This is a genomic window from Paenibacillus sp. 2KB_20, assembly GCF_052115765.1.
Taxonomy (GTDB): Bacteria; Bacillota; Bacilli; order Paenibacillales; family Paenibacillaceae; genus Paenibacillus_AQ.
This window is the reverse complement of record NZ_JBFRHH010000015.1, coordinates 54,909-71,868: the sequence shown is the minus strand read 5'-3', so window position 1 is coordinate 71,868 and position 16,960 is coordinate 54,909. Positions and strand designations below refer to the sequence as shown.

15 protein-coding genes, 2 tRNA genes and 1 other annotated feature are annotated in these 16,960 nt (G+C 50.2%); of the genes, 10 read left to right on the top strand and 7 right to left on the bottom strand.

The genetic code is table 11. The features are described from left to right. Window positions 1-11: 11 nt before the first annotated feature. On the top strand, window positions 12-1,115 hold the full coding sequence (gene glgD / locus AB4124_RS28910) for a glucose-1-phosphate adenylyltransferase subunit GlgD (RefSeq protein WP_441974973.1): 1,104 nt from the start codon (window positions 12-14) through the stop codon (window positions 1,113-1,115). A 38-nt stretch (window positions 1,116-1,153) separates the two neighbouring features. Next, window positions 1,154-3,598 (top strand): glycogen/starch/alpha-glucan phosphorylase, encoded by a 2,445-nt coding sequence (locus AB4124_RS28905; protein WP_441974972.1) that lies wholly within the window; start codon window positions 1,154-1,156, stop codon window positions 3,596-3,598. A 389-nt stretch (window positions 3,599-3,987) separates the two neighbouring features. Here AB4124_RS28905 and AB4124_RS28900 read toward each other — a convergent pair whose 3' ends face one another. Next, window positions 3,988-4,551 carry a phosphatidylglycerophosphatase A family protein gene (locus AB4124_RS28900; protein ID WP_076323093.1) on the bottom strand — a complete coding sequence of 188 codons (564 nt, stop codon included), beginning with the start codon at window positions 4,549-4,551 and terminating at the stop codon, window positions 3,988-3,990. 153 nt (window positions 4,552-4,704) lie between these two features. On the opposite strand from AB4124_RS28900, the gene AB4124_RS28895 reads away from it, so the two are divergent. The 3 genes from AB4124_RS28895 (at window position 4,705) to AB4124_RS28885 (ending at window position 7,268) form a co-directional block, all read left to right on the top strand. Beyond that, on the top strand, window positions 4,705-5,763 hold the full coding sequence (locus AB4124_RS28895; RefSeq protein ID WP_430186527.1) for a GerMN domain-containing protein: 1,059 nt from the start codon (window positions 4,705-4,707) through the stop codon (window positions 5,761-5,763). A gap of 112 nt (window positions 5,764-5,875) precedes the next feature. Next, on the top strand, window positions 5,876-6,634 hold the full coding sequence (gene rph / locus AB4124_RS28890) for a ribonuclease PH (protein ID WP_076323095.1): 759 nt from the start codon (window positions 5,876-5,878) through the stop codon (window positions 6,632-6,634). A gap of 4 nt (window positions 6,635-6,638) precedes the next feature. Next, a complete protein-coding gene (locus AB4124_RS28885) occupies window positions 6,639-7,268 on the top strand; it encodes an XTP/dITP diphosphatase (RefSeq protein ID WP_441974971.1) in 630 nt (209 codons plus the stop codon). A 79-nt stretch (window positions 7,269-7,347) separates the two neighbouring features. Here AB4124_RS28885 and asnB read toward each other — a convergent pair whose 3' ends face one another. Further along, window positions 7,348-9,192 (bottom strand): asparagine synthase (glutamine-hydrolyzing), encoded by a 1,845-nt coding sequence (gene asnB / locus AB4124_RS28880; protein ID WP_441974970.1) that lies wholly within the window; start codon window positions 9,190-9,192, stop codon window positions 7,348-7,350. A gap of 162 nt (window positions 9,193-9,354) precedes the next feature. Between asnB and AB4124_RS28875 the strand changes: the two genes are divergently transcribed. Together AB4124_RS28875 and AB4124_RS28870 are read left to right on the top strand one after the other, a co-directional pair. Continuing rightward, window positions 9,355-9,669, top strand: a complete 315-nt coding sequence (locus tag AB4124_RS28875; protein ID WP_430111291.1) for a hypothetical protein — start codon at window positions 9,355-9,357, stop codon at window positions 9,667-9,669. 49 nt (window positions 9,670-9,718) lie between these two features. After that, window positions 9,719-10,087, top strand: a complete 369-nt coding sequence (locus AB4124_RS28870; protein WP_237566335.1) for a hypothetical protein — start codon at window positions 9,719-9,721, stop codon at window positions 10,085-10,087. A 226-nt stretch (window positions 10,088-10,313) separates the two neighbouring features. Here AB4124_RS28870 and AB4124_RS28865 read toward each other — a convergent pair whose 3' ends face one another. Beyond that, window positions 10,314-10,610: a DUF4870 domain-containing protein gene (locus tag AB4124_RS28865; RefSeq protein WP_076323100.1), complete on the bottom strand. Its 297-nt coding sequence runs from the start codon at window positions 10,608-10,610 to the stop codon at window positions 10,314-10,316. Between the two features lie 159 nt (window positions 10,611-10,769). On the opposite strand from AB4124_RS28865, the gene AB4124_RS28860 reads away from it, so the two are divergent. Both AB4124_RS28860 and AB4124_RS28855 read left to right on the top strand, forming a co-directional pair. Then, window positions 10,770-10,843 (top strand) — tRNA-Arg (locus tag AB4124_RS28860). A 423-nt stretch (window positions 10,844-11,266) separates the two neighbouring features. After that, entirely contained in the window at window positions 11,267-11,707 is a 441-nt protein-coding gene (locus AB4124_RS28855) for a hypothetical protein (RefSeq protein WP_430111286.1), read from the top strand. Between the two features lie 91 nt (window positions 11,708-11,798). Here AB4124_RS28855 and AB4124_RS28850 read toward each other — a convergent pair whose 3' ends face one another. The 3 genes from AB4124_RS28850 to AB4124_RS28840 all read right to left on the bottom strand — a co-directional run bounded on the left by AB4124_RS28850 (window position 11,799) and on the right by AB4124_RS28840 (window position 15,337). Further along, window positions 11,799-13,661 carry an arginine--tRNA ligase gene (locus AB4124_RS28850; RefSeq protein WP_441974969.1) on the bottom strand — a complete coding sequence of 621 codons (1,863 nt, stop codon included), beginning with the start codon at window positions 13,659-13,661 and terminating at the stop codon, window positions 11,799-11,801. 58 nt (window positions 13,662-13,719) lie between these two features. Next, window positions 13,720-13,942: a binding site (T-box leader), on the bottom strand. 58 nt (window positions 13,943-14,000) lie between these two features. Then, on the bottom strand, window positions 14,001-14,765 hold the full coding sequence (locus AB4124_RS28845) for a class I SAM-dependent methyltransferase (RefSeq protein WP_441974968.1): 765 nt from the start codon (window positions 14,763-14,765) through the stop codon (window positions 14,001-14,003). A gap of 143 nt (window positions 14,766-14,908) precedes the next feature. After that, window positions 14,909-15,337, bottom strand: a complete 429-nt coding sequence (locus AB4124_RS28840) for an EamA family transporter (RefSeq protein ID WP_379411196.1) — start codon at window positions 15,335-15,337, stop codon at window positions 14,909-14,911. A gap of 135 nt (window positions 15,338-15,472) precedes the next feature. Here AB4124_RS28840 and AB4124_RS28835 point away from each other — a divergent pair, with 135 nt between their 5' ends. Beyond that, window positions 15,473-15,916 (top strand): acetyltransferase, encoded by a 444-nt coding sequence (locus tag AB4124_RS28835; protein WP_076323104.1) that lies wholly within the window; start codon window positions 15,473-15,475, stop codon window positions 15,914-15,916. A 616-nt stretch (window positions 15,917-16,532) separates the two neighbouring features. On the opposite strand, the gene AB4124_RS28830 is transcribed toward AB4124_RS28835, so the two are convergent. Further along, window positions 16,533-16,606, bottom strand: a tRNA-Arg gene (locus AB4124_RS28830). Between the last annotated feature and the right edge of the window lie 354 nt (window positions 16,607-16,960).

The window sequence follows — 16,960 nt, the reverse complement described above, 5'->3', positions numbered from 1 at the left end:
GGGATACGCAGATGAGAGAACTCATGGGTATCATTAATTTGGAGCACGAACGGGATGTGCTGAGTGAATTGACGTATTACCGGTGCGGGGCTGCTGTGCCATTCGCGGGAAGGTATCGCCTGATCGACTTTGTGATGTCGAATATGATGCATGCGGGCATTGAGGATATTGCGCTGTTCGTTCGCAGGAAATACCGCTCCCTGATGGATCATCTGGGTGAAGGCAGGCCGTGGGATATGCACCGCAAGCGTGGCGGCCTATTTATACTTCCGCCGGATTGGAATGATGAAGCGGATGTGTCCGCTGGCGAGCTGCGGCATATCTATAACAATCTCGATTTTTTTGAGCGTGGAGCTGCAAAGCATATCGTGCACTCCGGCAGCCAGCATATCAGCACAGTCGATTTGAACGAGGTGTACGAATACCATCTGGAGCAGGGTGCTGACGTGACGCTTGTTTATACTAGGGTAAATGCGCCGAGGGAAGAGCATCGTTCCTGCACCCGGCTCGATGTCGATGAGGACGGCATGGTCACGGATATTCATTACGATCATAAGCATGATGCGGTATACATGGAGATGTTCGTGATGGAGAAATCGCGGTTTCTTGAGATGGCCGATCATTGCATCGCTCATGGGGGCAATCACTTTTTCCGGGACGCGATTATGCATAACATGAACAAGCTGAACATTGCGGGATATGAATACCGCGGGTATCACGCGGTGATCAATTCGCTCGAAAGCTATTATCGTACCAGCATGAACCTTCTGAACCCGAAGGCGTACAACAGCTTATTCCGCAAGCAGGCGGTCCACACCAAGATCAAGTATGAGGTTCCCGCCAAATATTTGAATTCAGCCGATGTGAGCAACGCGCTGGTCGCCAACGGTTGCCAGATCGACGGGGAAGTAAAGAACAGTATTCTGTTTCGCGGAGTACAGGTAAAGCGAGGCGCAAGCATCCATAACTCCATCATCATGCAAAAATGCATCATAGGCGAGAACGTGAGGCTGGAGAACGTCATACTCGATAAAGATGTGATGATCTCGCGAGATCATAAGCTTCAAGGCGATTTTCGCAAACCTTTTGTCATTGCCAAGGACATCTCGATTTAATCGCAAAATAATACGAATCCGTCAGGAGGAACTTTCTTTTGTTTAACAACAAGGAAACATTCAAGCAGGTCTTTACGGAGCAGTTGGTGAGTCGGTTGGGGAAGGGACTTGAGGAAGCGACGGCTGAGGATGTATACAAAATACTCGGCGGCATGATTCGGGAGTATGTCGGACGGGAATGGGCGGCTGCCAATCGGATATACCGGGATACCGGGCAGAAGCAGGTGTATTATTTCTCGCTTGAATTTTTGATCGGGCGGCTGCTGGGAAACAATCTGCTGAACCTGGGTGTACTGGATATGGTCCGCAGCGGCCTTTTGGACCTGGGATGGAATTTGGAAGAGATTGAGGAGCAGGAACCGGACGCGGGGCTCGGCAACGGGGGGCTCGGACGTCTTGCGGCATGTTTTCTCGATTCGTTGGCGTCGCTAAGCTATGCAGGCCATGGGTGCGGCATCCGGTATAAGTACGGATTGTTTGAACAGAAGATAATTGACGGCCATCAAGTCGAGCTGCCGGACAACTGGCTCCAGCGGGGCAACGTCTGGGAAGAGCGGCGGGCTGACAAGGCGGTGGAAGTCCAATTCTGGGGTTGCGTGGAAGTGGGTGTGCAGGAGGGGCGAACTGTATTTCACACGGTGGATTATGAACGTGTTCAGGCTGTACCGTACGACGTTCCGGTGATCGGTTATGGCGAGGGGCAGGTAAATACGCTGCGGCTGTGGAGCGCCGAGTCCGCTTCGGATATATCCAGAATCCGTTCGGCCCATCATCATAACAGCTATTATAAATTTTTGGAATATAACCGTTCGGTCGAATCGATATCGGAGTTTCTGTACCCGGATGATTCGGCATACGAAGGCAAGCTCCTTCGGCTGAAACAGCAGTACTTCCTCTGTTCCGCAGGCGTTCAAAGCATTCTTAGAACGTTCGACAAGCTGGGACGGACCTATCATGAACTTCCCGAGCATGTTGCCATTCATATCAATGATACCCACCCGACGCTGGTGATTCCGGAGCTGATGCGGATTCTGATCGATGACAAGGGCTTCGGTTGGGATGAGGCCTGGGACATCGCGAGCCGGACCGTATCCTACACGAACCACACCTTGCTTAGCGAAGCGTTGGAAAAATGGCCTGCCGGGATGGTTCGTGAGCTGCTGCCGCGCATTTACATGATGATTGAAGAGATCAATAAACGCTTCTGCGGCATGCTGCTGGAACGCTATCCAGGGGACCATGAGCGCATATCGCAGCTCGCCATCATCGAAAGCGACCAGATCCGCATGGCCAATCTGGCGATTGTGGGTAGCTATCATGTGAACGGCGTAGCTGCGCTGCACACGGAACTGCTGAAGACCCAGGTGATGAAGCCGCATTATGAGCTGTATCCGGAGCGATTCAGTAATAAAACCAACGGGATTACCCACCGGCGCTGGCTGATGCACAGCAACCCCGGCCTGAGTCAATTGGTCTGCGACGGTATCGGCACTTCATGGATCACGGATCCTCATCAATTGATCCAGCTCAAGTCACTCAAGACCGACACCGCCTTTCAGCAGGGGATTCAGCGGATCAAACGGAGCAATAAAGAACGGCTTGCCGAATACATCGCGAATAAGCAAGGGGTCGTGATCAATCCCGATTCCATATTCGATGTCCATGTGAAGCGGCTGCACGGTTATAAGCGGCAATTGTTGAATATTTTACGAGTGATGCACGTGTATAACGAGATTAAGGATCAGCCAAGCGCGGATCGCGTTCCCCGTACCGTCATTTTTGGAGCGAAGGCAGCGCCGGGTTACTATCTGGCCAAAAGCATCATCAAACTCATTAATGTCGTTGCCGAAGTCGTGAATAAGGATCCGCAGGTCAATGACAAACTCCAGGTGCTGTTTCTGGAAAATTATTCGGTGTCTCTGGCGGAGAAGATTATTCCCGCAGCCGATGTGAGCGAGCAGATTTCCACGGCTGGCAAGGAGGCATCCGGCACGGGAAACATGAAGTTCATGATGAACGGTGCGTTGACCATCGGCACGCTGGATGGGGCTAACGTGGAGATGTTCGAGCTGCTCGGCAATGAGAATATGTTCCTGTTCGGTTTGAAGCTGGAGGAAGTGCTCGAGTATTACAGGACGGGAGCTTATGTATCCAGGGAACGGTATGAGCAGGATCCGAGAATCGCCCGCGTGCTGAATCAGTTGATATCCTCAGGACCGTTCTGCTGTCACGAGTTGGAGTTTGGTCAGATTCTTCAGTCCCTGCTGGATCATAACGATGAGTTTTTTGTATTAGCGGACTTTGCCAGTTATGTGGCAACCCAGTCGGATATCGATGATGCTTATTTGAATAGTGGATCCTGGACCGAGAAGTCAATTGTAAATATCGCACACTCGGGACATTTCTCCAGTGATAACACGATTCACCGTTATGCATCCGACATCTGGAATGTTTCTCCTGTTAAAGTCGGTGTGAATAGATAATCTATCTCTATTACAAAATCTAAAAAAAGAACCCCGCCATAGGCTTGGCGGGGTTTCCATAGGTGCTCTATTGGAATGTTCTTCATCATAGCATATATGGATGCTTGGAAAATGACTAGATAGATTTACCGATTTACGTGATTGGACTGCCCGTTTTTTCATAGGTGAGAATAGCCTTCTTATTGGTTAGCGGAGGCCTGCTTATTATAGAAGAAACTCATCGTTCCGGCCCGAAATGCTAAAATGCTTTCTACTGCAATCGTCTATCATTCTTTGAAATCACCCAGTTCACGATTGGAATAGGATAGGTTCGGTGAGTTCCTTCCTTCTGATAGGTAGGGAAAAAGGAGATTCGCATTCTGTGCGAATCTCCTTTTTTGGAGAGTGGTTTATTCTTTTGGAAGCTCTTCGGTCGTTCCGAACAGCTCGATCTCCCGCTCCGCTTGCTTGCGATGGGCGATCCGGCTGCTGGCGGCCGCGGCAACCGCGCCGACGATATCGTCGAGGAAGGTATGTACACGGCCGCTTGATTTATCATTCAATTGCTCGAGAATGCCGGGCTTGAGCTTGTCAATATACCCGTAGTTCGTGAAGCCGATGCTTCCATATACGTTAACGATGGAAAATGCCAGGATTTCATCCACGCCGTATAACCCTTCGTCATTGGCCAGCATTTCTTGAAGCGGGGATATGAGATTGCCTTCCTCCGCCAAAATATCTAATTGAATTCCGGTTAACACCGCGTTTTGGACTTCGCGTTTGCTAAGTACGGCATCCACATTCTCCATGCACTCTTCCATAGTCAAATTCGGGTAGTATTTTTTCTGAAGGATCATCACTAGTTCAGCGATTTCCTCCAACTTGATTCCACGCTTATGCAGCAGGCTCCGTGTCGCTTCCGCTACCTTCTTGCTGTTCAGACTGTATGGAATGTTTGAATCGTTTTCTGCCATGATGGAACTCACCTCATTTTCGTGGTTGATGAAGATGCTTACGACGATTGTACTTTTTCCACCCCCCTTTGTCCAGAAAGGTTATTTTTTTGGAAAGGGCTCGTATACATAGGAGTACAACCTGTACAAAAAAATGTTAGGGAGGAACAATACATGAAACGTAGTAATCGTAATCTTCGCAGGCTTTCCGCCGCCGGGCTGCTTGCTGTTCCGATCGTGTTGTCCGGCTGCGGCGTGTTTTCCGGGAAGCAATCGGAGGCGATTGACCCGCCGCCTGCGCAAGTGGAGAAGCAGATGCTGAACACGGCCGGATCCACAGCGGCACAAAGAGACATTGGCATGCAGACAACGGTTTATCTTTCGGATGCGCGGGGAATGCTGGCACCTGTAACCTTGGGTATTCCGAAGGTAGAAGGTGCAAGCGCAGTGAAAGAATCTCTTGAAGTTCTTGTGAACGGAGGCCGCTATGCTGGCTATGTTCCACAGGGCTTCCAGGCGGTATTGCCTGCCGGTACGCAGATCCATAATGTGACGGTTGATCCGGAGAGTAAATTGGCCGTTGTTGAATTCAATAAATCGTTTACGGAGTATCAAGCGGCAGATGAACGAAGAATCTTGGAGGCGTTGACGTGGACGCTGACGGGACACGAAGGCATCGAGTCGATGCAGGTATGGGTGGACGGAGTCAAACTGACGGAAATGCCAGTCAACCACACGCCGCTGGACCGTCCGCTTTCACGTGCGATGGGTATCAACCTTCAAAAGGCGGATGACGCATTGTATACTTCCTCTTCGCCGGTTACCGTTTATTTCTCTTCCGTGACGCCTGACGGCATTCAGTATTATGTACCTGTTACAAGACTTGTTCCAACCGGACAGGATGCGGTTAAGGCTGCCTTGAATGAACTGATCCGGGGACCGCATTACGGTGATGGGCTTGTCGAGGTCATCCCGGACGATACCACCGTTGCATCGGTCGAAAAAGGTGAGGACGGCGCTGTTACCGTATCGCTTCAGGACAGCATGTTTGAGCAGGGAGAGCAGGTTCCAACCGAATTACTGCAGGCCGTCGTGCTAACCGTAGCCGAGAATTCGGATGATGCGAAGGTGAAAATTCGGATGAATGATCTCTCTGAGGTGGTTGGAACGGATAGCCGCAATTATAGCGAGCCTGTCGGCCGTCCGGAGTTCATTAACGAAATTTCGATTTGACGCTTCACCGCTATCTTTGAAATATGCGCCGGAAAAGGTGCTTTTGTGCCTGCACTTTGGTAGAATAGGGAATGCTAATCAGGATTGCGATAAGAAGTAGGAGGCAGAAAACATGAGATCTAACGGACGTAAGAGCGATGAGCTTCGACCGATGAATTTATCGACCCATGTGAATAAATATGCGGAAGGCTCCGTGTACATCGAAATGGGAGACACTAAGGTGCTGATTACGGCGACCGTGGATGAGAAGGTTCCCCCGTTTCTGAAAGGACAAGGAAAGGGCTGGGTGACGGCTGAATACTCCATGCTGCCGCGCGCAACACAATCCCGCAACCAACGGGAAGCCAATCGCGGTAAACTCAGTGGCCGGACGATGGAAATTCAGCGGCTGATCGGCAGAGCGCTTAGGTCTGTTGTGAATCTGCATGCTCTTGGCGAGCGGACAATTACGCTGGACTGCGATGTAATCCAGGCGGATGGCGGAACGCGGACCACCTCCATTACAGGAGCATTTGTAGCTTTAGCCATAGCGGTAAATAAAATTGCAGAACAACATAAACTAGCGGTATTTCCGATAACGGACTACCTGGCCTCCATTAGCGTGGGCATTGCTGGCGGACAGGCGCTGCTGGATCTGAACTATGAAGAGGATTCCAAAGCGAAGGTAGATATGAATCTGGTCATGACCGGAAGCGGCAAATTCGTTGAGGTTCAGGGGACTGGCGAAGAGAGCCCGTTTTCTCGTGAGGAGCTGGATCAGATCCTGGAGCTTGGGGAACAGGGAATCCGCGAGCTCATCGAGCGTCAGCAGGAGGCACTTGGCCCCATCGCAGCTAAAATCGGTTCCGTGAATGCGGGTACTGGAGTATAGTCCCATGACATTGACACTTGGAGACACGCTAATTGTAGCTACCCGCAATCAGGGGAAAGTCAAGGAATTTGCACATGCTTTTGCTGCTCTCGGTACGGAGGTCAAGAGCATGTACGATTACCCTGATCTGCCGGATGTCGTTGAGGATGGAGCAACGTTCGCAGCCAATGCATTTAAAAAAGCCAAGGCGGTTGGCGACGCACTGGGATTGCCTGTCCTGGCTGATGATTCCGGATTATGCGTGGATGCGCTGAACGGCGCGCCAGGCGTTTATTCCGCGAGGTATGCCGGCGAACACGGCGCGGACGAGGACAATAACGAGAAGCTGCTCGGGGAATTGGAACAATTAAGGCTCGGTGAGGATACGGAGCAGCCCTTGCTAAGTCCGGCCCGATTTGTCTGTGTGCTGGTGCTGTATGATCCGGTCTCGGGAGAAAAGCTCGAGGCTGAGGGGAGCGTTGAAGGCTGGATCACGTCGGATCCGTCCGGAAAGGGCGGATTTGGATATGACCCGCTGTTCTACCTGCCAAGCCATGAGAAGACGATGGCCGAGCTTTCCCTGGAAGAGAAACAGGAGATCAGCCATCGGGGAAAAGCACTGCGCAAGCTTGTAGCGGACCTGCAGGCGCGATAACCGAATAAGGTGCTATAAAAAGAAACCATACCGGCCTACTGCTGGTATGGTTTCTTTGATTTTTTAGAACAATAAGGACTTAACGTATGGATACGTTATACTCTTTGAGCCAGTAATGCACCTGGGCCAGGTAGGCGAACAGCTGCGGACCGGACATCAATTGACCGAACCAAGGGAGATTGGAGGACGCATCCGGCGAAGAAGCCAGCTCCCGGATTCGTGCCGTATCGACGAGCGGAAGCAGCGGCGAAGAAGGATCGTCCAGAATGGACAGCACCTGCGCTTTGACGGCTGCCAGATAGTTTGGATTGTGAGTTTTGGGATATGGGCTTTTTTTGCGGTACAGGACATCGTCCGGAAGCACATCTTCAAGGGCTTTGCGCAGAATGCCTTTTTCACGGTCGCCTGTCGTTTTGATGCTCCAAGGAATGTTCCACACATAGTCGATCAGTCGATGATCTGTGTAAGGTACGCGGACCTCCAGTCCAACGCCCATGCTCATCCGGTCTTTACGATCGAGGAGCGTTGGCATGAAACGGGTGATATTGAGATAGGACATGACCCGCATTTTGGCCTGCTGCCCGGTCTCCCCGGTCAGCTTCGGCACTTCGGCTACCGCATCGGTATAGCGGTCTCCGAGGTAATCCAGCGGCTTGATCCAGTCCCGGATCTCGGCAGACAACAGCCCGGCTCTCATATCTGGGGCAACAGACCATGGGAAAGTACCGGAATTCAGCATTTCTTCCCGGTGAAACCAAGGGTAACCGCCGAATATTTCATCAGCGGCTTCACCGGATATGGCGACGGTTGCGCCTTTTTTAATCTCACGGCAGAAGAGGAGCAAGGAGGCGTCAACGTCAGCCATTCCCGGGAGGTCCCGCTTCTGCGTAGTGACATCTAGCGCTTCGACCAGTTCGGGGGTGTCGAATTCGATCCAATGGTGGTTTGTGCCCAGCTCCTCGTGCATCCGTTTAATCCATGGCGCATCCGCATCCGGCTGGAAGGAGTGGGATTTAAAATGTTTGTTGTTGTCCACATAATCGACGGAGTAGGTGTGCACTTGTCCTTGGCCCGTCCGCTTGTAGTAATCGACGGCCAGCGAGGAAAGCGCGCTGGAATCGAGCCCGCCGGATAACAGCGAGCAGACCGGTACATCGGATACCAGCTGACGTTCAACGGTGTCGCGCAGCAAATCGCGCAAGAAGCTTGCCGTCTGATTCACATCATCTTCATGGGGCTTGCTTTCCAGTTTCCAGTAAGTATATTTGCGCAATCCTTCCCGGTTAAAGATCATGGCCATACCAGGACGAAGCTCTGCAATATCCTTGTAGACACCGTGTCCCGGGGTTCGGGCCGGACCGATAATAAATACTTCAGCAAGCCCCTCTGCCCCGACCACAGGCTCCACCTTCGGATGCTGAAGCAACGCTTTCGGTTCCGATCCGAATACAAGCGTTCCGTCAATGTAGCTGTAGAACAGGGGTTTCACGCCTACCCGGTCCCGAGCCAAAAACACCTGTTCCCGCACGCTGTCCCAAATCGCGAATGCAAATATGCCATTGAGGCGCTCCAGACAATCGGGGCCCCATTCGATATAGGATACTAACAAAACTTCCGTGTCGCATTTGGTATTGAAACGATGACCACGTCGTACCAATTCGTCTTTAAGCTCCGCAGCGTTATATAATTCCCCGTTATATACAATGGCATAGACTTCCTCTTCCTGATGAATGATCATCGGCTGAGCGCCATTTTCGGGGTCGATCACGCTGAGTCTTCGGTGACCGAATGCGCACGGGTTGGAAATCCAAGTGCCGGATCCGTCAGGTCCGCGGTGAGCCAAACTTTCTGTCATTTTTACCAGCAGCTGCGAATCCTGCGTCAAATCGCCGCTCCATTGTATAAAACCGGTTATTCCGCACATGACGGTTCATCCTCTCTTTGTCTTTGTCATACGCTGTCCCATCTTTTTAATCCTACGTCGCCAAAGTGATACAGATATATGCCGAAGGAAGGCATAAAATGTCTGTCCTTTTACGAAAACTAAGAAAGAGGACGAATATTCAAGAGAAGGAGAGATGCGTCCATGAATAAGTCGACCTACTATGTTTCCGTACAGAGCCGCTCTGTGTTGACTGAACAGGGAGCGAGCGCTTATGAATGGGAGATCGAAGCAACGCCGGAAGAGGCGGATCAAGTTCGGATTGAGCTGGACATGATGCAGGAGAAGGACGAAGAAGCGATAGGATACATGTTTCCTTGGGCGGATACGCCGCAACAAAGCACCAATGCCCTGTTTCAAGCCTCCCTGGACAAGGTGTATCGAACCATTTATCAATTGGGTACACCGGCCACACGCCAGCAAATGGAAGAGCTGCGATTGCTCTCGGATTTGACATGATAATAATAAGGATTGTGCAGTCCCTGCACATCTTGATGAAGGAGAATGTATGATGTATGCAATCAGAGATGCAAAAATTCGCCGCATTACGGAAGTAAACGGTGCCCCTTGCGCTGAGGTTGAGGTCTATCCAGCAGTGGAAGGAGAAAGTGCATTGTTGGCTTATCTGACGCCATCTTCCCCGCTGGGAGGCTATGAGCTGGTGAAAATCGTCCGCAGCAACGCCAGCACGGATGTGGATTGGTTCGACAACAGCATGCATGATGCATTTGTTGATGCCACGGACGAAGCGTTCGAGAACGACGTTCAATCCACCGCGGAGGAAGACCGGGATGCCTTCAAGCAGCAGCTGCTTTCTACAGGCCAGCTATATGAGCAGCTGAATCATAGGCTCAGTGAAGGACCCCGATATTTCTAGAGTCTTGAAGAATGAAGAGATCTGTCCGGCACTATGGGCAGATCTCTTTTTGTATGGATTCGGCACCGCGGATGGTGAAAGGCACCACAATGGTGCCGCTGCCGTTTTTGTGGCATCCACGCTGGGCTGTGAAGTGAAGACGGCAATGAGAAAATGGACTGATTACAACAAAATAACACAAGAAAGACCATACGGTTAACCGCATGGTCCTTTTAGGATAAGATGCTCAATAAGCATGCTCCCTCAGCACTTGAATGCCCATGATCACGTTATAAACAAAAGCCCCGAAGTAGAGGATGCCGAAGAGGATAAGGTATCCAATGATGGAACCGAAGGACCCTGAGGTAACGGCCATGTAAATCAGCGGTATCGCTGCTATGACGGGAAATACGTGCGAGAACAGGGCGCGACGGGCGTGCTTGGCAACATAGGCGTCCGGGGAGAAAATCCATACGAGGAGAGGAAGGAGGAAGGGGGCAAAGAAGATGCTGAAATACGATAAAGAGGATAAAAGTTGTCTCATGATATCACGCTCCTGAAGTCATTTTCATGATATACATATTACCCAGTAAGCCCGCTCCTGATTCGGTTCTGAACCATTCCGAAAAAAAGTTCTTTGAAAAATACAAAAGATGCGATATAATATACTTCGTTACTGTTTAAAAGATTTTCATACATATATGTCCCAGTAGCTCAGCTGGATAGAGCAACGGCCTTCTAAGCCGTCGGTCAGGGGTTCGAATCCCTTCTGGGACGTAAAAGAAAGAAGCTGCCATGATTGGCAGCTTCTTTACGTATTCCAGAGGGGTGATGAACTCCACAAATGGGGTTCGTCGGAGGTTAAGCTTCGTAAGGATTACATCGCAGTCGGCCGAAGGCCGTATCCCGACTGGGACAAGAACGTCCCATGAGGATGAGAACCCCTGGTAGGGGTTCGCCTGCGCATAAGCTTCGGGAGGGCACTTCGCAGTCGGTCTGATTCGCGCTTGGAAACAGGCGAGCCGCAGAAGGAAGCCGTTCATTTTTATAAGAAGCTGGGGTATGCCCAGCTTGAACCAATTGGTGAATACATCGGGAGCGAATATAGCGTATGTTTTGAGAAGTGTCTGACATCCTAGCGGTTTCGCCTTATAATAGAAGAAAAAGTATTTTACGAGCCATATTGAGGAGGCATCGAGCATGCAGCTTACTAAAATATCACAAAATACCGCCATTTTATTGGAGCATGCCAGAAAATCGGGGCTGACTTCCTCCCAACTGCTGGAGGCTGTTCGCTCTGGCGAGGTAGAAAGATTCCAAGTCGCGAACAATGGTCATTTTCACTACGAGGAACTGTTCTCTTATGCTGGAGAGCATGGGGAAGATTTGGAGAAGGCCGTTAGCGAGGGATACAAAATTACGTTTAACACCCGCAACGGGTTGAAAATCTGGCTGGAGGAAGCCTTTTGCATCAGCTCGGAATCCGATTTTAGTGTAGGTGAAGGCATTATTGAAGGGCTGAAGTTCCAGGAGGAGCAGGTCGCACGCTTGAAGGAAGCGCTGGCTGTCAACTGGACCCTGCAGGAAGAGCCAACTGCAGATGGTGTCCAGGTCAGACTGACCGTCAGAGGATTGCAATAATATCTAAGATAGCCACCGTACTTGTTCAACAAGACTAGTACGGTGGCTTTTTTTAAATACAGCATGATTCGTTAATTCTTCAGAGGGAGATTTACATCCGGCTTGGCGTGGGCAGTCCCAGCACCTCCAGCGCTTCGCCAAGGGTGTTCTTGAATAAGGAAGTGAGCCATACACGGAATTGGAGCACTTCATCCGCCGATTTTAGAATAGGGCATGCCGAATAAAAATTGTTGAACAAAGAGCACAGCTCATAAGTAAAGTTGCAGATGGCGCTTGGGGATAGATCCCGCCCGGCGGCGTATAGGGTATCATGCCAGGTACTGATATGGCGAAGCAGAGCATGCTCCGCTTTTTCCATAGCAGGGAACCGAGCAGGCACAGACGGCGCAACACCGGCTTCTTGAGCTTTATTGAGCACGCTGAGTGCACGCGCGTAGGAATAGAGCAGGTATACCCCCGTATTTCCTGATATTTCAGTGGCCTGCTTCAGATCGAACACCACCTCGGTTTGCAGTGCAAAGCGAAGCAGGTAGTAACGGATGGAGGCGGCTGCGATCGTATGACTGGACAAACCGTTTTTATCGGAACGGGTATCTTCGATGACCTTGGCTACTTGGTGGATAAGCTCGGTGATTTTAATTCCGATTCCCTGACGTCCGGACATCGCATAGGACGCTTTCCCGTCGGTAGTATCGATTCCGAGGTCCGCAGCCGCAGAAGGGCTTAACGAAACAACGCCGTAGCTGACATGACGGAGCTTGTCGGCCTCTTTATGGAATCCCAAGCTTTCCAGTGCCTGCTTCACCATCGCCTGCGGGTACTGCTGTCTGTAATCGATGACGTTGATGACCATGTCTGCTTTGCCGAAAGAGAGCTGCTCGCCATGGGTACTCGTCGTCCACACCTCATCCGTGAATTTTTTGTATACAAAATCATTGGAGAGCACACCGTATTTCCACAAGTGGTAGGCGATGTCTTTGGCCGTGTAAGTCAGAATGCCATTGGAGCGGACGAGCACTTTATCCATACTGTGGTCTGACTCCGGATCGTCCACGGCTTCCGTTCCTGTTTGCTTGAGCACCCAGCAGCCTGCAAGTTTACCCTCGGTTTCCTGATGGAAGAGCGGCGTATTCTTCAACAGCTCGAAAGCGGACGACCAAAATCCCTCTCTGACAATGCTGCTCTCCCACACAAGCAGATCATAGTCAATGCCGAACTGCTTCATTTCTTCAAGATGCTCTTTGACAATTCTCTCGGCAACGAGCAGTCCGATCCAGGATAAATTCTGGTTGCCCTCTTCCAGTGCGTGCAGAACCTCAGTCCGATGCTGAACCAGCCCAGGCTCCCTTTCATAGGCTTTATTGGTACTTGAGTACACGTCCCAGCAGTAATCGCCGAACCGGGCATGTTCCTTCGATAGCGGCGTGTGGAGCATCCCAACCACCGTATCTGCCAGTTGATTGCCAAGGTCGTCGATATAATTATGAACCTCTACCTCGTAACCAAGCTTCCTCATCAACCTGACCAGGGTATCTCCGATACAGGAGTTTCTTAGATGGCCGATATGGGCGGATTTGTTCGGATTAATGGAAGTGTGCTCAATGACAATCTTCTCGTTAGCTGCCGGAGGCAGTTCAAAGTGGTGCCCGGCCCAATATTCCCAATCGATACGCAGATTCATAAAGCCTGGGGCTACAATCTCCGTGGAATAGACCAGTTGTTTGTACGACGCGTCCTGCTCAAGCTCGGCTTGAATCAGCTCGGCAATGTGCAGCGGAGCCTTACGAAGCAGCTTCGCAAGCTGCATCGCAATATTGGTGGCATAATCCCCATGCTCCATGCTGGCAGGCTGCTCAATCCGGATTGGAGTGGAATCCGGCAGTTTGGAGCCACAAGCTTCACACACCTGGTTTACAGCTTGTTGTAGGCTTGAAGTAATCAAATGACTTAACACATTAAATCCCCCTTTTTGAAAAAAACACGTCAGAAAAATCAAAAAAGCCCTCATCTCCTAAAGAGACGAGGACTTGTGCTCGCGGTACCACTCTTGTTGTTAAACCGAAGGGTTTAACCACCTTTATACGATAACGGTGTAAGCCGGGGCTTCCTACAGTATTTTACTTCGGAAGACCATCTCCTGGGTCCGCTTCACGGCCGACTTTGTACCGGTTTACACCCTCCCGGCTCGCTTGGACTAAAGTCAAGTGCAGTTACTCTCCCAATCAACGAAAATCACATGTTCAAGTTTTTCATATTATTAACCATTCTATTTAGAAAATCAACCCTAAAATGACTAAACCTTCTCTGCAAAGACACGCAGGCGCCTGTAATCTCCATAAAACGCATCCTCATGCCAGAGTGTCGCTTGGGCAGCTTCGCTGATGCGGGCAATGGCTTCGTCCTTCTCATCAGCCGAGAATTCAGTGAAGAAACGATCGCCAAAATGCAGCAGCCAATACTTCACGCCATTCTTGCCCTCAGGCAGCTTCGTAGGACGGTCAAAGTGATGGGCGATATGCACGCGGAACCCTTGGGATTCAAGCAAGGTCGCATACTGGCCCAAGCTGGGAAAATACCACGGATTCCGGCTGTCGGCATCAATTCCATAATGATCGGCGAACACTGTTTTCAAGGCATGGTAAATTCCGTCGATATTCCCCTTGCCTCCAAACTCCGCGACGAATCGACCACCGGGCTTGAGTGCGCCATAGACGGAGCGTACCACACCAGCAGCATCCTTCATCCAGTGTAGGGCGGCATTCGAGAAGACGGCATCATACGGCGTTTCGGTTTCGAAGTTCTGTCCGTCTCCGGTCATAAACGTCAATTCAGGATATTTGCTTTTGGCGCGCTCCATCATCTCGGCCGAATCATCCATGCCGGTTACATGAGCACCCGAATCGGAGATTTCATAAGCCAAATCACCGGTTCCGCAGCCGAGATCAAGAATCCGTTCTCCGGGTTGAGGCGCAAGAAGTTCTGCCACTCCTCTTCCATAAGCCGAGACAAACGATAACTGCCGATCATAATCGTATGCTTTCCATACTTGCTTTGACATAACAACACCCCTTCACCCATGAATTATCCTCATTGTGACATGGTTACCTTATAATTAGAAGTATATAAATGTGATAATGTTGATAGGTTTTAGCAATAAACAAGCGAATAAAAAGCCGCTGAGCAGCGGCTTTATGTAGAACATTATTTGACGGCAACAAGAAGAGCGCCAATGGCAATGAGTGCAACGCCGGCTGCGTTAATCCAGGATATCTTTTCTCCAAGAAAGACAAAGGCCAGAATGACCGCGATGACAACGCTCAATTTATCGATAGGTCCGACCTGCGATACTTTGCCGTATTTGAGTGCGAGAAAATAAAACAGCCAGGACAATGCCCCCGCAATGCCGCTGAGCACAATGAAGCTTAATGCTTTCTTCTGAACCAGAATGTCACCAAGTTCCGAGAATTTGCCCTGAACCCCCACGACCCCCAACAGAAACAGTGCCATGATGACAGAGCGAATGGCCGTTGCTGAATTGGCATCGATGTTTTGTAGTCCTATTTTTCCGAAAATAGCGACTAGTGCCGCCGTGGCCGCCGACAACAATGCGTATACAAGCCATAATGGCAATGCTGATCTCTCCTTCCTGACAAAGATAAAGTCTCTGATTAATGTACCGGATTCCTTTATAATAGTATAGAGCAATTTTACCGATATCATGAATTTCTATGAGATCTGAACAATTTGGAAAGGAGTGGATGAAAAATGACGTTTCATATAGCACCTTACGCAGAAGAGTATCATGATCAGTTGGTGGAGCTGTGGCATCGTGCCGTATCTCAAACCCACGATTTCCTGACGGAGGAAGACATCCGGTTTTATTATGACATGATTCAAAACGGAGCTCTGAGAGCCGTGGAGATCTGGGTGTGCTTAAATACGGAACAGGAGCCGGTTGGATTTATAGGGCTGGATGGTTCCAAAATCGAAATGCTGTTCGTGGATCCCCTCCATCACGGCCAAGGTACGGGAACGAATCTGATCCGGCATGCCGAACAGCTGAAGGGGCGGAGGCTGCAAGTCGATGTGAATGAACAGAACCCCAAGGCCCATGCCTTTTACAAAAAATACGGATTCGTGCAAATCGGCCGCTCCGAGCTGGACGGCTCCGGGAAGCCATTCCCGCTTATTCACATGGAGCTGCAGTAAGGTCATGGATCAGCGCAGCTGAGCCCATCGATAATCGTAAGCATAACATCCTCAGCCAAAAACTCCGCGAGATCGCGTTGCGTTGCCTTAACGGACTCAGGAGCCGTTAATTGAGGAAAAAACACTCGTACAGGTATGGTAACGGACCTGAAGTCCGTTATTTATGACAAAAGAGGGTAATTTGCCTGTGAATTTGCTAAATAACGGCTGTGGTGTCCGCTAAATTCCAAATTAGGCCGTTTTTTCTGAAATAACGTACCTACGGTCCGATAGAGTTTGTGTTCTGTGGCGCGATGTTGGGAAACTGCTATTGGAAGTCATATGCCACATTGCCTCTGAAGGGATGCGGCCTTTACAGGCCGACTGCGAAGTGGTCCTCACGAAGCGTATGCGGAGGCGAACCCAATTCTGGGTTCATCATCCTTCTGGAATACGCAAAGAAGCCGCCAACTATAACTAGTGGTGGCTTCCTCTTTTACGTCCCAGAAGGGATACGTCCTCGCAGAGGCCGACTGCGGAGCAATCCTTCCGAAGCATAGGCTCCGACGCTCCCCTACCAGGGTTCTCATCCCCGTGGACGCAAAAACACCGCCCCTAAGAGGCGGTGCATTTTTTACGTCCCAGAAGGGATTCGAACCCCTGACCGACGGCTTAGAAGGCCGTTGCTCTATCCAGCTGAGCTACTGGGACATAGGAATTTTTCAAGCAAAAAATATATTATCACATACGCTGGAGAAATTCAATCATTATTTTAAGATGCAAAGTTTTTTGGTTCTGCAAGATTATGAGAGCAGCATATCGGGTTATATTGATAAAATATACGCTGGACTATATAAAGATAGTCGTCCACCCGTTGCCGGATGTGGCCAAGGACGAGGGATGTCAGCCCTTTTTTAAACTTGGCAGTACATATGCTATAATCAACGAATACGAAAAACAGGACTAGAAAGGAGGTGTCCTTATCAAGGACTCTTACTCCCAAGAACAAGAGGACAAGAACATCATCCTGTTTCCGAAGACGCTGGATTATTACCAGATTCAGCT

Bases quoted from the DNA above. Each gene is read 5' to 3' on its own strand.
- glgD (WP_441974973.1), top strand. From the start codon at position 12: ATGAGAGAACTCATGGGTATCATTAATTTGGAGCACGAACGGGATGTG.
- AB4124_RS28900 (WP_076323093.1), bottom strand. From the start codon at position 4,551: ATGGCAGAAAACGATTCAAACATTCCATACAGTCTGAACAGCAAGAAG.
- AB4124_RS28895 (WP_430186527.1), top strand. From the start codon at position 4,705: ATGAAACGTAGTAATCGTAATCTTCGCAGGCTTTCCGCCGCCGGGCTG.
- rph (WP_076323095.1), top strand. From the start codon at position 5,876: ATGAGATCTAACGGACGTAAGAGCGATGAGCTTCGACCGATGAATTTA.
- AB4124_RS28885 (WP_441974971.1), top strand. From the start codon at position 6,639: ATGACATTGACACTTGGAGACACGCTAATTGTAGCTACCCGCAATCAG.
- asnB (WP_441974970.1), bottom strand. From the start codon at position 9,192: ATGTGCGGAATAACCGGTTTTATACAATGGAGCGGCGATTTGACGCAG.
- AB4124_RS28875 (WP_430111291.1), top strand. From the start codon at position 9,355: ATGAATAAGTCGACCTACTATGTTTCCGTACAGAGCCGCTCTGTGTTG.
- AB4124_RS28870 (WP_237566335.1), top strand. From the start codon at position 9,719: ATGATGTATGCAATCAGAGATGCAAAAATTCGCCGCATTACGGAAGTA.
- AB4124_RS28865 (WP_076323100.1), bottom strand. From the start codon at position 10,610: ATGAGACAACTTTTATCCTCTTTATCGTATTTCAGCATCTTCTTTGCC.
- AB4124_RS28855 (WP_430111286.1), top strand. From the start codon at position 11,267: ATGCAGCTTACTAAAATATCACAAAATACCGCCATTTTATTGGAGCAT.
- AB4124_RS28845 (WP_441974968.1), bottom strand. From the start codon at position 14,765: ATGTCAAAGCAAGTATGGAAAGCATACGATTATGATCGGCAGTTATCG.
- AB4124_RS28835 (WP_076323104.1), top strand. From the start codon at position 15,473: ATGACGTTTCATATAGCACCTTACGCAGAAGAGTATCATGATCAGTTG.